The sequence below is a fragment of the Salegentibacter sp. UBA1130 genome, from assembly GCF_002311535.1.
In the GTDB taxonomy this organism is placed as follows: Bacteria; Bacteroidota; Bacteroidia; order Flavobacteriales; family Flavobacteriaceae; genus Salegentibacter; species Salegentibacter agarivorans.
Genome location: NZ_DCAP01000033.1, coordinates 1 through 17,166 on the forward strand (window position 1 = coordinate 1; position 17,166 = coordinate 17,166).

At 30.6% G+C, this 17,166-nt stretch carries 9 protein-coding genes; all 9 read left to right on the plus strand.

What is annotated here, in order from left to right; all coding sequences use genetic code 11:
• Positions 1-2,850 (plus strand): non-ribosomal peptide synthetase (locus B4F31_RS13340; protein WP_286761486.1); only part of this gene is annotated, 2,850 nt, incomplete at its 5' end.
• Between the two features lie 24 nt (positions 2,851-2,874).
• Positions 2,875-4,482 (plus strand): MBL fold metallo-hydrolase, encoded by a 1,608-nt coding sequence (locus B4F31_RS13345; protein ID WP_286761487.1) that lies wholly within the window; start codon positions 2,875-2,877, stop codon positions 4,480-4,482.
• 173 nt (positions 4,483-4,655) lie between these two features.
• Positions 4,656-5,546: a DUF6734 family protein gene (locus tag B4F31_RS13350; protein WP_286761488.1), complete on the plus strand. Its 891-nt coding sequence runs from the start codon at positions 4,656-4,658 to the stop codon at positions 5,544-5,546.
• On the plus strand, positions 5,546-7,468 hold the full coding sequence (locus B4F31_RS13355; protein WP_286761489.1) for a lanthionine synthetase LanC family protein: 1,923 nt from the start codon (positions 5,546-5,548) through the stop codon (positions 7,466-7,468). The genes B4F31_RS13350 and B4F31_RS13355 overlap by 1 nt, the downstream gene beginning before the upstream one ends.
• A complete protein-coding gene (locus B4F31_RS13360; protein WP_286761490.1) occupies positions 7,465-8,112 on the plus strand; it encodes a 4'-phosphopantetheinyl transferase family protein in 648 nt (215 codons plus the stop codon). The genes B4F31_RS13355 and B4F31_RS13360 overlap by 4 nt, the downstream gene beginning before the upstream one ends.
• 36 nt (positions 8,113-8,148) lie before the next feature.
• A complete protein-coding gene (locus B4F31_RS13365) occupies positions 8,149-10,059 on the plus strand; it encodes an alpha/beta fold hydrolase (RefSeq protein ID WP_286761491.1) in 1,911 nt (636 codons plus the stop codon).
• Positions 10,060-10,118: 59 nt separating this feature from the next.
• Positions 10,119-10,859 (plus strand): thioesterase II family protein, encoded by a 741-nt coding sequence (locus B4F31_RS13370; protein WP_286761492.1) that lies wholly within the window; start codon positions 10,119-10,121, stop codon positions 10,857-10,859.
• Between the two features lie 79 nt (positions 10,860-10,938).
• Positions 10,939-12,546 carry an ATP-binding cassette domain-containing protein gene (locus B4F31_RS13375; RefSeq protein WP_349675929.1) on the plus strand — a complete coding sequence of 536 codons (1,608 nt, stop codon included), beginning with the start codon at positions 10,939-10,941 and terminating at the stop codon, positions 12,544-12,546.
• A gap of 7 nt (positions 12,547-12,553) precedes the next feature.
• Entirely contained in the window at positions 12,554-16,945 is a 4,392-nt protein-coding gene (locus tag B4F31_RS13380) for an amino acid adenylation domain-containing protein (protein WP_286761494.1), read from the plus strand.
• Positions 16,946-17,166: the final 221 nt, after the last annotated feature.

The window sequence follows — 17,166 nt, forward strand, 5'->3', positions numbered from 1 at the left end:
AGCAGGCCGGATACTGATTTAGGTCTTCATCCAGTAAGCCTGGAAGGTGAATATGAGGTTTCTAAATTTGATTTATCATTTTTCCTTTTCGATAATAAAGAAGAATTGGAGGGTAAAATTAATTACGCCACGAGCTTATTTCGCCGTGATACGATAGAGCGAATGCTTAATCATTACACCTACTTACTGGAAGATCTTGTTGAGGCTCCAGAGAAGTTATATGGTAACACCAGTTTACTGAGTGAGGAGGATTATCAGCGTGTGATCTATAACTGGAACGACACGAACGCTCCTTATCCATCGGATAAGACTATTCATGAACTGTTTGAGACTCAGGTAGCAAAGACTCCTAATGCTGTAGCCTTGGTATTTGAGGGAGAGGAGCTGACGTATTCAGAGCTGAATAAGCGCAGTAATCAGCTTGCTCGTCATATACGAAATTCCTACAAAGAAAAACACGATGAGTCAATGCCAGTGGATACTTGTATAGGATTGTATCTGGAAAGGAGTATGGATATGATAGTATCAATACTAGGTGTGTTGAAAGCCGGTGGAGCCTATGTTCCAATGGATCCGGCCTATCCAGAAAATCGAATCACTTATATCTTAGAAGATACTAAGGCGGAGTTTTTACTAACTCAAACTATGTTAATATTTGAAAACCTATCTAGTTTTGAACTTGAAAGCGAAATAATTGCAGTAGATGCAATCGAAGAATTGGATGGAAGCAATCTAAATTTAGATATAGATTCAAATGCTCTAGCGTATGTGATTTATACCTCGGGTACCACAGGTCACCCTAAAGGAGTTATGGTAGAGCATAAGAATGTAGTAAATTTCTTAACTTATTACCAACTTAATAGCGGTACAACTTCTTTAACTTGTAAAATAATATTTGATGTTTCTGTTCTTGAAATATTTTCCTCTTTAGAATCTGGAAGTACATTGTATATACCGAGTGAGGAAACTGTAAGTGACCCAATGCAATATGCTGATTACTTATATAATAATGAAATCTCTCATTGTTATATTCATCCAATGCATTTACTAGATGTATCTAATAAATTGTCAACGTATAGTAAAGTTCACTTAAAAAGAATTTTGATAGGAGTTGAAAGAATTGCACCAAAAACAATTGCTTGGTATAATTCTCAAAAAATTCAAATTATTAATGGTTATGGACCTACCGAGAACACGATTTGTTCAACAACATATGAAATTAAAAATTTAAATGAAATCGTGACTCAAAATATTCCCATTGGTAAACCAATTTCAAATTACCAAGTATTTATACTAGCACCAAATAATATTCCACAACCCAAAGGTATTATTGGAGAAATTTGTGTTTCTGGGGATGGTATATCAAGAGGATACTTAAACAAACCTATTTTGAATGATGAGAAATTTGTTCCAAATCCTTTTAAATCAGGAACTAAAATGTTTAAAACAGGAGATTTAGGAAGATATCTTGAAGATGGAAATATTGAATTTGTAGGTCGAAAAGATGGTCAAATTAAAATTAATGGTTATCGTATTGAACCTGGAGAGATAGAATCTATTTTGACCGATATAAAGGGAGTATCCCAAGCTTATGTTAAAACTCAAGAGCGGCTAATCGGTCAAAGCGTGGTAAAAAATTTAGTAGGTTATTATGTTTTAGAAGAGAGTCAGGAAGCAATTCAGGAAATTATTTTATTGGAGAAATTATCAAGTCTCCTTCCTGCTTATATGGTACCTAAACGGTTAATGAAATTAGATCGTTTTCCATTAACGATGAGTGGAAAGTTAGATAAGCGATCGCTTCCAGAGGTAAACTTGGCTAGGTCTGAGGAGGAATATGTCTCGCCTCAGACGGAGACCGAGCGTGCATTATGCCGGATTTGGGAGGAAGTTTTAGGTCTTGATCGTGTGGGAGTAACGGATGACTTTTTTCGTATTGGGGGCGATTCCATACTGGGGATTTCCCTATCAATTAAAATGAAATCTTATTTAAAACAAGACATAAAAGTCTCAGATATATTCAGATTTAAAACAATAAACCAATTAATTAAAAAAACAGGAAATCCTACTGAAATAATAAAACCGTATTCAACGGAATATAAAAGTCAATTTAAGAATTTAATTTTTGTACATCCAGGTGGGGGTGGCTCCGAAATGTATCAGAGTTTAGCGCAAAGATTAATACCTTACTTCAATTGTATCGGAATAGATAGTTTTAACTTATATAATACTTCAAAAATTGATTCCCTAAGTAGTCTGGCAAATTATTATCTAAAGCAATATAGAAAACACAATGATTTCGGAAAACAAATTAATCTTATAAGCTGGTCTTTTGGAGGCTTAATTGCTATGAAGATGGCATCCATTCTTGAAAAAGAAGGGTATGGTGATATTAATATTTTTCTACTGGATACTTATATCAAGGACGCTAAAATGCGGGATCTTGGTGAAAAACTTTTCTTGGAAGGTAACCAGCAGCAAGAAGAACAAAACCTGATAAAACAAGCTAGAAAAGATGGTATAAGTGAAGAATTGATAAAAAACTGGCTTGAAAATAATAGAATACAGAATGATTTATCCAATACTACAAATGACTTCTATTTAGAAGAATCAAAAATTTATTTATTTAAGTCAATAAATTCGAACTATAATAAAAATTCTCAATTTTCATTTGAAAATCATAAACATATGATGTCTATGAGGCTAAATAATGTTGATACGCTTGCCAAAAGGGTTTCAGTTATCAATTATAACTGTAGCCACAAGGAAATATTGACAAAAAAAGAATTGGATATAAGCAATTTCATTATGGATAAGTTGGGTGTATCCATATTAAATAATACTCAATAAAAATTAATTTAAATTTAAAATACAATGCAAGATCAAGTTTATTTAAAACCGAACCTAGTTATAGAGCCATTATTTGATAATTGGTTTGCATGGGGACATTTGATTTCTCCTGCCACATCCGCTATGAATATAGTTGGAAGGCATTTAAAAATTATGAACTCTTATGTAAAGGCACCCTCAGTGCATGCTGCTGCGGTTAAGAACCCAAAAATGCTTGGAGGTCCATTCATAGATTATAATGGAGAAAGGGTTGATGAAATAAAGAAGTTACGGGATAAAACTCTTACCGAGCAAGAAGATATGATAAAGTTTTGGGAAGCAGTAAATGAGCTGGATAAAATTTTAAAAAGTAAGGCCAAAGGATATTCACTGGAACCGCTGTATGATGAAGTTCCTGAAATATTAAAAGGATATGTAGAGCTAACATATGATTTAAATAATTTTCCTTCTTTTAGATTTTTTGAAGCTTTATTATATCATAGTAAATATTACAAAGAATCTTCACAAAGTATATTACTATGGCTTACAGATAATGATGAAAGGCCATTTTGCCTTAGTACACCACGCTTGGAGGATGAAGATAAAGTTCATTTGCAAATTCCTTTTAGGGAAAAAGTTCTTGATCAATTAAGTGAAATGAGACGTAAACCAGCTTCATTTGAAGAAATAAAAAGGGCTTTAAACATTCCAGCCGAAAAGCAGGATGTTTTCCGTTCCTTTTTTACTACTGAAGCTCCGAAACCTTATAATAAATATGAAGGTGATAAAGTTCGCATGAGGTACTTCGGACATGCGTGTATTTTGGTAGAGACAAAGGATGTAAGTATTCTTATTGATCCAATAATTAGTTATTATGGATATCCGCAAGAAGTAGACAGGTATTCAGATATGGATTTGCCTGAAACTATTGATTATGTATTAATTACTCATAATCATCAAGATCATATTTTATTTGAAACTTTAATTCCTCTGAGACATAAAATACGAAATATTGTAGTACCACGATCTGCTAATGGTCCATTGCAAGATCCTAATCTTAAACTTATGTTTAATGCCATAGGTTTTGAAAATGTTATTGAAATTGACGAAATGGATTCAATAAAATTTAAAGATTGTACTATTACAGGTTTACCTTTTATTGGAGAACATTGTGATCTAAATATCCAGGCGAAAATATGTCATCTAGTACAGATTCAGGATTTTAAAATGCTTTTTGTAGCCGATTCTTGTAATATAGAGTCAAAATTGTATGAAAAGGTTCGAGATGTAATAGGTGATGTAGATGTTATTTTTCTTGGAATGGAATGTGATGGAGCTCCGTTAACCTGGCTATATGGGCCTTTGTTAACTGAAAATTTACCTAGAGATAAAGATTCAACAAGAAGGCTTGCAGGTTCTAATTTTAAAAGAGGGCAGGGATTAGTAGATGCTTTCAAGGCTAATGAAGTCTATGTCTATGCAATGGGACAAGAGCCTTGGTTAGAATTTATCAGTAGTTTAAGATATACAGATGAGTCCAATCCAATAATCCAATCAGATTTACTACTGGATTATTGTAAGAAAAATGATAAAATAGCAGAGAGGTTATATGGAGAAAGAGAAATACTCTACTCCAAGGAACCTGTAAGTTAATAATCCCTGATTTAAAAATATAGCTTCCTCGTACTTCCTACTTTAATTCATGATGCATACTAAAAAATGGCCTTATGAAGAGGGAGCTATATATTTCACCTGGTTTTCTATAAGAGGATGTCAGATGTTACTTAATAATTAAATACAGTTAAAAGTATTAATATCAATATTTAATGAAAATAGTTCAGAGCTACTGGTCAAAACCAACTTTAAAGAAAGATTCCTTTAAAACATCGGATAGAAACAAAGGTGGCTGGGTAGATAAAAGATTTAATTATATGAGCTGGGCCTTGAGTTGTCTTCAGTTTAAGAAATTTTATTCTAAGGTAGAATTGGTTACTGACCAGGCTGGTTATGATTTATTAATTAACAAATTAGATTTGCCGTATACGCATGTAGATGTTTGTTTAGATAGATTAAATATTTATCATAGTGATCTATGGGCTCTTGGTAAAATTTATGCCTATAGTATACAGAAAGAACCTTTTATCCACGCAGATGGTGATATTTATATTTATCACAAATTTAAACCTGAAAGTGAAAATGCAGATTTATTCGTTCAAAATATAGAGGACGGATTTTCATACTACGATAATATTTTTAAACAAATCAGAGAAACATTTCAATATATACCACCAGAATTATTGGAGTCAATTGAAAAAAATAAAAAAATTATCTCTGTAAATGCGGGATTGCTCGGCGGTAATGATATAGCTTTTTTCAATTGCTATACAAAGGAAGTTTTCAATTTTGTTGATCAGAACTTAGCGAAAATAGACAAAATAGATAAAGGTATGTTTAATACCATTTTTGAGCAGTTTTTATTTATGGCTTTAGCGGAAAAAAGGGATAAGAAGGTTTCTTATCAATTAAAAGAAGTAAATCATGCTTTTGATGGCCTTGCAGATTTTACAGGATTGCCTAATAGGACAAAGTATATTCATACCGTAGGGATATATAAGAAAATTAACTATATCGGAAATTTATTGGAGCACAGACTTATGATGGATTATCCGGACTACTATTTCAAAATTTTAAATCTTTTAAAAACTAATCAAATATAATGGATAAAAAGATTAGATCAACAATAGAAGATTACATTGAGGCTTATAAGCACTTAAATTTTGAAGATTATAAATATCTGATACTAAATGATAAGAGGACAAAAAAAATAACTCAAAGTAATTTAAGTAAAGTTGAAAATATAGAAACAGGAATTTCTGGATATTTATTATTCTTTCTTGAGGTATTTAGACTTAATCGTGATGATTTGTTATTACTGAAAATTAGATCTCTTAGTGATGAGTTAATCAATTATTGTAAAAAAAATGAAACACAAAACTTCTCATTCTATACCGGTAGAGCTGGTGTTTCCTATTTTTTATTACAACTTTACATTGCCACCAAAGAGATAAAGTATTTAAATGAAAGTTTAAATTTAATTCAGCCTTGTCAAGATGAATACTTTAATAATTCATATACAAGTGATTATTTTTATGATGGACGTGCGGGTACATTATTTGTATTATTAGAATTATATAAGATATCACCTTCTGATAAAATTTTTAACTTAATTGAAATTTTTACAGTTAAACTTTCTAAAAATGGGGTTTTATCGAAGGATGGACTTAGTTGGAACTCCAAACTAGAAGTTAACTTAAAAGATTCTTGTGGTTTTGCTCATGGAGCTTCTGGTGTATATTATGCTTTAAATGAAGTGAGTAGGTGTTTTCCGGATTCAGGTCTAGACTATATTTTGGAAAGGATTTGTAATTATGTTTCCAATAGTTTTAACGATAATAAAAATAATTGGAGAAACTATGAGGTAGATTTTTTGACTAAAGAAAAGTTTACTAAATATTTAAAAGCCTATAGAAATGGAAGTACCAAAATATTCGATGCAGATTACAATATTGGATGGGCTTCCGGTAAATGTGGTATATCTCAAGTTTTCGGAAGTCATAGCATAGATAAAAGTCATTATTTAATAAATGAGAATGAGGATTTATATAGTGGTTTATCTGGCATAGGTCTATGCTTATTACAAGATTATAATGTCAATTGTAAGGAGATCAAATCTATTGCAAAAAACTTCATAAACGATTTTGATAGCAATCAAGAAAGCGGAGGCTTACTTTATGGTAATCTAGGGAAGATGTATTTTCTAGTCAAGATTTTATCCGAGAAAAAGTGTTATAGTATTCTTAAACCATTTATTTCTTGTCCTAAGAGAAGTCACCACAAATTGTCCAAGGAAATAGGCAGTTTACCTATACATTATTTAAAAAGAAATTATTTGCGGACAATTAACCTCTATGAGAAAATTGCACCAAATACTTTAAAGAGGTTTCTAAAGAAACATGATTTATATGGAGGCAATGAGTTTTATAAATTTCAAGAATTTATAAAGGTTGACCTTGAAGAAAAAAAAGGTGCCCCAGCGGCAAACGTATTGAATGATATTTTTCATTACGAAACTGAAATAGCAAAGATCAAAGAAAATGAGGTTAGAACTCCATTACAGAAATATTTGGATATTATTCTTAAAAGAGAAAAATTGATCGATCCCTTGAATAAAAAGGAGGAATGGCTTATAAAACAAAAACTGATTTGGAAGGATAACTTAGTTTTAAAAAGCACGGGGTGGAATTGGAGTTCTGGATCTAATAACTTGATTAAAAATTTTTATGAAGAACCAAACGATTATAAATATGTTTTTGTCGATGATATCCAACATGGTTTGGTAGAATACTCTTTAGATGTTGACGGAATTGTACTTGACCACTTTCAAAATGGAAGAAGTGTCGAAGAGACCTTGGAATCAATAAAGTATCTCTGTGAAAATCAAACTGATCAAACTATAAATAAGATGGTTCAGGCAACAGGTTCAGATGATAAAAAAGATTTTATAAATCGCCTGGATTTCTTAGTGCTTCATAAGGTTAGACAATTTTTATACGATGATATTCTGAAGTTTACCGTATGATTCAAGTTTATTATGCTAAGATTGATGAAAATAAACATTCAAGGTATTTAAAAAAGTACTTGAAATGTTTTGATAAAGATTTCAATTCTAAAGTTCACAGTTATAAGCGTTGGCAAGATGCTCAATTATCTTTGTTGGGAAGGGTTTTAATATTTTCTTATATCTCAAATAATAACATATCAAATGTGTCTGTAAATTCAATAATTTATAATGAATTCGGGAAGCCTTATCTACCCGGAAATCCCTTCTATTTTAACGTTACCCATTCCAGGGATCTCGTTGTGTGCTGTTTTAATATAAATCAAGAAATAGGGGTAGATATTGAATATAAAAAAGCAATGGATGTTTATGAGTTTAAGACTCAGATGCTGGAAATTGAATGGAAAAGAATTATACAGAAAAAGGATTATTTAGATGAATTTTATCAATACTGGACAGAAAAAGAGTCCGTAATTAAGGCAGCAGGGAAAGGGTTTCAAATACCTTTAAAAAGCTTTACTATAAAAGGAGGTTTTTCAAAAATTAATGGGGATAGCTTTCAAACTTTAAGGTTTGAAATAGACGAAAACTACTGTTGTAATCTATCTCTAAAAATAAAAGAACTAATATTTCCGGAAATACAAATCGATGAAATTTTTATTTAAAAGATTTCGAGAGTCACAAATAATCAATATTACACTATGAGATTTTATTTATTCTTAATTTTTACAATAATAACATTTTCCGGTGCTGCACAGGTTAGTGTATCCCTAGAAGAAAGAAAAACATTTTTCCCCAAGTGGGAAGAATTAAAGAATGAAAAAATTGAATGGTATTACTTGATTGTTCCAGAGAATTACTCTGAACCAAAAGGGAAGAAGATTAAAATTGCAGTTTCCGTAATTCCATCTTCAGCAAATATAAATGATAGAAGGGAACCGGTAGTTTTTATACAGGGAGGGCCGGGAGGAAGTACTCTTGGATCACTATGGAGATGGTTAGGGCACCCCGTTCGAGCAAAGCATGATATTATTTTACTTGATCTTAGGGGAACAGGCTTTTCCGAACCTAATATGTGCCCAGATCTAGGTAATCAATTTCTTCAAATATTGGCTAAGAATCAATCTGAAGACAAGGATGAATGGGAGAAGGTTAAAGTTAGCAGGGATTGCAAACAGTCTTTAATCGATAGTGGAATAGATATAGAATCATATAATAGCAGTTCAGTTTCAAAGGATCTTCATCACCTAAAAAAGAGTTTAAATATTTCCAAATGGAATGTATATGGTGTTTCTTACGGCACATTTTTAGCTCAGGAATATGCAAAGAAATTTCAAGGGGATATAAACTCGTTAATTTTGGACTCTTCAATTCCCAATATTGGAAATTATTATAATTCAATAAATAACAATTACTTAACAAGCTTAAATAAAGTTTTTAAAGCTTGCAAGGATGATCCGAGATGTAATGATAAATTTAAAGAAATAGACTCTGTATATTATTCAGTCATAGAGAATTTGGAAAGAGAGCCTATTACTGTCAAAGTTAATAAGGATATAGTTGGCTCTGGGAAATTTACATACAATGCTGAAGATTTCAAAATAGCCATCCACCAAGCTTTATATACTCCAGAACTAGTCGAAATAATACCACTTTTGATAAACCAATTCAAAGCAAGGAATAAAGAGGTTTTAGGGAAACTGGTGGAAACGTTTTCCGCAGCTTTGTCTCTAGATTACGGTACATATTTTTGTTTTACATGCAATGATGTAATTCCGAAAAATAGCTTGGAAATATTTGACTCGAATGCAGAAGAACTAAGTTCTTTTAATGGAGGCTTATCATTTTATAGGTCTGATTTTCTAGTTTGTAAAGATTGGGATAAATTCACGGAGTCCAGTACTGCCAATAATGGTAATACATCATTTTCTAATAAATCTAACAATTATCCGGTCTTAATTTTTTCTGGAGAATTCGATCCAATAACTCCCACCAATTTTGCAAAAGAAACTCAAAGAAAATATAGTAAGTCTATATTAGTAACAGCTAAAGGTTACGGTCACGCTCCAAGTTTTTCTACTAAGGGTAATGATGCTATTAGAAAATTCTTGAGTGGAAAAGAACCTTCAGATTACAATTTCGAACAGGAAAATGAAGCTTTTGTTACTGATGTAATTTTGAATGATGGGGTTTACAGTTTAAGTCGGAATTTGAATAATTTTCAATGGTTATTTTTTAGCCCCATGTTTGTAGGGTTATTTCTGTTATTAACTTTTTTAGTTTACGGACGGAAAAATAAGAATTTTAAAATAAGAATTTTAAATATTCTTATTCTAACCGCAATATTAGTGGGAATTACTGGATTTTTAATTCTTATTCTTGGTATTTATACAACCTCAAAAGAGAATTATTATTTATTAGCTTTTGGACTCCCTACCAACTTCTCCGCAGGTTTTTGGCTTTTAAAATTATTTACTATCCTTTCTCTTATTTCGCTGATTTTAAGTTTGATATATTTTCGTCTAATTGGAAATAAACAATATTACATTCTAATATTTTTCTCCCTTATAATTATTAATATATACTTTCTCTACTGGGGAATTTTATTTTAAAATGCAAAAATAATGCAATTCCACTCCATCAAAGAAATTTTCTAATTAAACAAATTTTAATGAAACCTATACAATTATATTTTTTACACTTCGCAGGGGGAAATTGCTATTCCTTTGATTTTTTAATTAATGAACTAAAAAAGCATCGATCGCAGTTTGAATACTTGCCTTTAGAGTTACCCGGTAGGGGTAATCGTTTGGATGAAAGTCTATTAACAAGTAAGGAAGAGGCAATAGAGGATTATCTCCAACAAATCGTTAGAAAAAGAAATAATGCCCCCTATATGATTATTGGTCATAGCATGGGGGCTGCACTAGGACTTTCTGTTGTAAAAGGACTAGAAGATAAAAACGACCCACCCTTTTGTTTTTTGGCAACTGGAACTCCAGGTCCTGGATTACACTCAAGAAAGGACGAGCAACCAGTATTCGTTCTAAGTGATGAGGATTTTAAAGCAGAATTACGAAAGTTGGGGGGAGTACCAGAGGAAATTTTAGACAATAAAGACTTGTATGATTTCTTTTCTCCTATAATACGTTCGGATTTTCAATTATTAGAAGAAAATAAAGGGTTTGAAAATGGATTAAAAATAAAAACTTCTATTCATGCTCTAATGGGAGATGAGGAACCCCTAGTTGATAAAATAAAAAATTGGGAAAAATTCACTTTTGGTACAGTAGAAACTCAAATATTAAGAGGAAATCATTTTTTTATTCACAGAAATAAAGGAAAGCTTTCTTCTGTGATAAGGCAGCACGCAGCAACTTATAAGTATAAGCATATTAAAAAGTACAACTGATAACAGCCGTCACAGCCGCAGGGAACTCTATGTACAGAATATAAAGTTCTTGTTTTACATTTACCAATAAGCAATAAATATGTTCAAGTTAAACTATAAGAATTATTTGAGTATAATAGTATTCTCGCTTCCCAGTACTTTCATTAGTGCAAGTTTACTTTATATCATTAATATTTTTTTAACAAAAGATATAGAGTCTTTATCTCAATATCTTTTACCTGTTTTTTTCTGTTTTATCATCTATTCTTTTTTATTAAATATTTATTTCCAATCTAAATTATTGGATTTAAACTATAAAATGATTTATGAGAATGAGGTGAAGATATTAAGTTTGCTTCATCAATCATCATTTAAAAATTTTTTGAAATTTGGTTCACAAAGATTTTATACTGTCTTAGAAGACCTGAGAGTTTTTATTTATCTTCCTAACATATTGATAACTCTTATCAACTCACTTTTAACTATAATTATTTGTCTTGGTTATCTTTTTTGGATTTCCATGGAGACAACACTAATCCTCAGTCTTTTTCTGATTTTAATTGTAGGCCTTTATTTATTTATTAATAAAAAGCTCTCAAAGAGATATGAATATCTTCGAAAATTGAATGAGGAATATTATGGGTATGTTGATGATTCGATAAAAGGTTTTAAGGAGTTGAAAATAAGTGCAATTCGAAGGGAGAACTTTTTTACTAATCATCTAGGTGACAACAGAAAAAAGGCAATGAAAGTGGATATTTCTTTAACTAAAAAATACTTAATCCTCAATTTATTAAGTCAAAATGGAATATACTTACTACTGGGGTTAGTTTTTATCATCTTAATATACTTGCATTCACTTGATAGCGAGCAAATCATAACCTATGTTGTTGCTTTACTTTTTTTAAATGGTCCGATCAATGGTTTAATTTCTATGCAAAGCTTTTTAATAAAAGCGATTGTTTCAAATAAACGAATAAAGAGATTTTTTTCAGATTTCAAACAGGAAAAAGTTTGTGATTGGGAAAAAGTGAAAAATTATGGGTTTAATAATTTAAAGTTTGACGATATCAAATTCAGTTATGATTCCCAGGATCAATTTAATTTTGCCATTGAGAGATTAAATTTAAGCATAGAAAAAGGAGAGATTATTTTCATTACTGGAGGTAATGGAAGTGGTAAAAGTACTTTTGTTAATATTCTAACTGGTCTCTATTCTCCTAATAAAGGTAAGATTCTTTTAAATGGGGAGGAGATAAATAATTTGGAGTCCAGTTACAAGGACTTATTTGCAGTTATATATTCCAATAATTACATATTTTCTAAAAATTACAATAATTATTCCTTTGAGGGAAATAATTATTATAAGGAGCTGCTTAAAATAATGCAAATGGATGATACGGTTCTAGACGATAGAGAAGCTTCGATTAGAAGGAAATTTTCAAAAGGTCAAAGTAAAAGGATGTCATTAATTTTAGCCCTTTTAGAAGACAAGCCAATTTTGGTTCTAGATGAATGGGCTGCAGATCAAGATCCATATTTCCGAAAATATTTTTATGAAGAACTTATACCTATGCTAAAGCGTCGCGGAAAAACGATTATAGCTGTAACGCATGATGATGCTTATTTTAAACAAGCTGATAGAATTATAAAGTTCGAATATGGAACTATTTCGGAAAGCAAATTAGTTTCAAATATACCAACATAATCGAATCATGAAATTAACATTACCCCAAAAAGATATATATTATGAGCAGTTGTTATTTGCTGCATCACCGATATACAATATTGGAGCTAAGATTAGAATAGAAGGTTTAGTCGATAGAAAAAAAATTGATTTAGCGTATCAGTCATTGATAAAGCAACATGATTCATTTAGGATTATTTTAAGACTCAATAAGTTTCAATCCGTGAGTTTCGAAATTCTAGACGATTTTAATGAATCCATAAAATTTGTTGATTTTTCCGATGAAGATGATGGTGAGGTTAAAGCATTGGAGTTTATGCAAAACCGATTTAAAAAACCTTTTAAATTGTATAATGAGAAATTGCATTGCTTTATTTTAATTAAGGTTGAAGATAATATTCATTATTTATTTTCTGTATATCACCATATAATCACTGATGGATGGGGAACTTCTTTAATGTTTCAGAGACTAGTTCAGAACTACAATGAGATTTTAAATAATAGTTCAGTTATAACTAATTACCCCTATTCTTATAAAGATTATGTAGTTAACGATAAGGCCTATAGGGACTCACAATTTTTTGAAAGAGATAAGTTTTATTGGAAGGAAAAGTTCTCTGACTTACCTGAGCAGTTGTTTGATAAAATCGATTCTAATGTGGAATTAATCCAAAGTTCTAGAAAGGAATTAATAATTAAAAACGAAGATTATGGTGAATTAATTCAAATAGCACGGCGAATGAATGCCTCTACCTTTCATTTGCTATTAGCATCCTTTTTCTCCTACTTTGCTTTAAAATATAATAATAATGATTTCGCAATAGGCTTACCAGTTTTGAATAGACCTAATTCAAAATTTAAAAAAACTGTTGGACTTTTTATGGGCGTAACTCCCTTTCGAAAATCCGTCGATATTAATGAGAAGTTTGAAAATTTAGTTAAGTCGATTAAAAGTGAAATTAAGAAAGATTATCGTTATCAGCGATATCCCCTAGGAGAATTAATTAATGATTTAAACCTATACAGTACTAAGGATCAGCTTTTTAATGTTACTTTGTCTTATGAAAAGCAGAATTATTCTCCAAATTTCGAAGGCACAAAAACTAAAGTTATTCCATTAACTCATGAGACTGAAAGAGTTGGTTTAGCAATTTATGTTCGAGAGTTTGACGAAAAAGAAGATATTAAAATCGATTTTGATTATAATTTAAATTATTTCAATGAAAGAACGATTGAACCACTTGTAAATCATTACAAAAACTTTTTAAATGATATAATTAATAATTCGGAATCACTTATAAAAGATTTGAACTATTTAGATAATGCGGAAAAGAATTTATATTTAGAGCGATTTAATTCCACGAACATCAATTTTGATTTAAATCTTACAATAACCAACTTATTTGAAAATCAAGCTAATATTTTCCCGCATAAAACTGCAGTAAGAGATGAATACAGAAAGTATACCTATAGTCAACTGCAAGCGCTTTCTACCATTGTGGCAAATAACTTATCTCAGTTAGGGAATAGAGAAAAGACACCTATCGTTATTATAGCTAATAGGTCGGTTCAACTTATAACCGTCATCCTAGGAGTTTTGAAATCAGGAAGAAGTTTTATTCCTGTGGACCCAGAGCTACCTGCAAAACGTATAGATTACATTATTAAAGATTCCGGTGCTGACATTGTATTTACTGATGAAAGCCGTCATTTCAAATTGGCGGGGAGAATTATTGGTTTTACAGAAATTCTTGAAGTTGGAAATAAATCATTTTCATTTACTGATTTATCTAATTCTAATGAAAGTGCCTATATTATATATACCTCTGGTTCTACAGGTAAACCCAAAGGTGTGGAGGTAAAGCACAAATCCTTAACCAACTTTTTATATAGTATGCAGATGGAACCAGGTTTCAACAGTAATGATGTATTATTTGCAGTTACTACCATTTCATTTGACATTTCTTTATTAGAACTGTTCCTACCTCTTATTTCGGGTGGGGAAATATATATAGCAGGTAGAAGTGTATTAAAAGAACCTAGTTATGTAATTAAAGAAATAGAAAAGGTCGAACCTACTATCATACAGGCAACTCCCAGCTTTTTTCAAATGCTTTATAATTTTGGATGGAAAGGAGAAAAAAACCTGAAAGTTTTATGTGGGGGAGAAGCTATTAGTGAGGCATTAGCAAAGTCCTTAATTAGTAGTGTTAAGGAAATTTGGAATATGTACGGACCAACAGAAACTACAATTTGGTCAAGTATTAAGAAGCTATCGACTCCAAGACAAGTTTCTAATATTGGCAAACCTATTCGAAATACTCAAATATATATATTAAACGATTATGGTAAGTTAGCTCCGGTTGGCATAAATGGTAATATATATATTGGAGGTGAGGGATTATCTGTTGGCTATTATGGGAATCCAGAACTTACTAATAAAAAATATTCTTATCACTCATCTATTCGCAATAGGCTCTTATTTGATACGGGTGATATTGGTAGATGGAATGAAGAGGGGGATATAATACTTGTTGGAAGGAAAGATAATATGATTAAATTAAGAGGTTATAGAATTGAGCTGGGGGAAATTGAAGTAAGCATAAATAATATTCTGGAGGTTAATAATTCGATAGTAGTCCTTAAAAAGTCTAAGAACCCATTATTGGTTGCCTATATAGATTCTTCAAGCAATTTTAAGGAACAAGAATTAAAAAAAGAATTAGAAAATATTTTACCAAAATACATGGTACCATCGGTGATTGTTTCGATCGATAAACTTCCTAAAACGCCAAATAATAAGGTTGATCGAAAATTGCTGAGTGAGATGCCTCTAGATAATAGAATAGAAAATGTTAAAGAAGAAAAATTAACTTCAACCGAGCTTCGTTTAATTAAAATTTGGAATGAAATTTTTCAAGTTCAAGATAAAATAAAGAGTTCAGATGAAAATTTCTTTGAGCTTGGTGGGCATTCGCTATTGGCAGCAAAGTTAATTTATAGAATAGAAGAGGAATTTGCTGTTTCTTTAAAATTGGAAGAAGTTTTTCAAAACTTCACTATCAAAACCTTATCAAGAGTTATAGATTATAAGGAAAAAAATCACGCATTAATCAGTAATGTTGAAACTAAGGAATATTATCAATTGACACCAAGTCAAAGAAATATATGGTACGCCTGTCAATTAGATTCGGGAAATAAGAGTTATAATTTATTTTCAATGTTTAAAGTTTCTGGCCATTTAGATTTAATACGATTGGAGGAAGCAATTTTAGAATTAATGAACAATTATGAAATACTTCGTACAAACTTTATTACAATAGATGGAGATCCGGTACAGAAAATCCATCATAACTTAGATTCTTTTCGAATTGAATCCAAGGTATTCGAAAAAAGAATTGCTTTTGAAACATATCTGAAGAATTTCTCAGAAAATTTATTCAATTTAGAATCAGATATCCTTTTAAAAACAGTGATGGTTACTTATGATAATGAAAAATACTTACTATTTGTTACTCATCATATAATTATGGATGGAATTTCTATTGAGAATTTTATAGAAAAATTATCAAAAGTATATAGTGATTCAGAGACCATTTCTTTTAGTGAAATTCAATTTAAGAACTATTCACAAACGTTAAACAAAGAAATAACCGAAACACTGGTTAAGAATAAAAATTTTTGGGAGAACTATTTGGAAGATACTTATAAAATTGGAATGCATCCCAAAAAAGAAGAAATAGATCAGTTATTATCTGGGCGAAAAATTTCTTTTAAAATAAAAGAATTAGAAAAAAAAGCATTGCAAAAATTTTCAAAACAAAATAGAGTTACTTTATTTTCAGTATTGTATGGTATAATAGCTTTAGAATTCCACAGAGAATTTGAGAGGAATAATTTCTGTTTAGGGACAATACTAAATGATCAACAATTTACTAAAGGGTTAGAAATTGGTATGTATGCTAAAACCTTACCTATTAGAGTTAACATTAGTAAAAATATATCTTTTCTAGATTTTGTAAAATTCATCCATCGAGACTTTTTAGATGTGCGGGAACATTCAAATTTACCCGAAAGCTTTTTATTGAAAAATCTAATTGATACTTTGGTTGTTTACCAAGTTCATGGAAATTATGAGAACTTAAGATTAGGAGAAGCATTTCTTAGCAAAATGAATAACAGTAAAATTATATCTAGATTTCCGCTGGTCATAACTTTTTTTGAGCAAGCAAATTCAATAATATTTGAAATAGACTTTAATATAAATTACGTTTCTCAAGGAATGGCCAATCAAATAGGTCAGAATATTATTAGTATTTCAAAGCAAATAATAAAAAAACCTAATATTTTAGTCAATGAGTTAACAAATAAATTCAATTTTCAGGGTGAAAAAGGAGTAGATATTGATTTTAATTTTTAACTATTATTAAATTATAAAAACAGCTGTCTAACACAAGTAGTAGCGTAAACACTTATAGGATTGGTAGATGATTTTGTTATAGGGAATAGTGGTTTAGTTTAATTCTCAAAGAAGTGAGATATTCAGGGATATCTCCATGCTATTGCCTTTACCTAATTAGGTTTTTAAATCATAAAACCCTCTTCTTTCAAAAGGCACCCTATTCTCTAGACCGAACATTT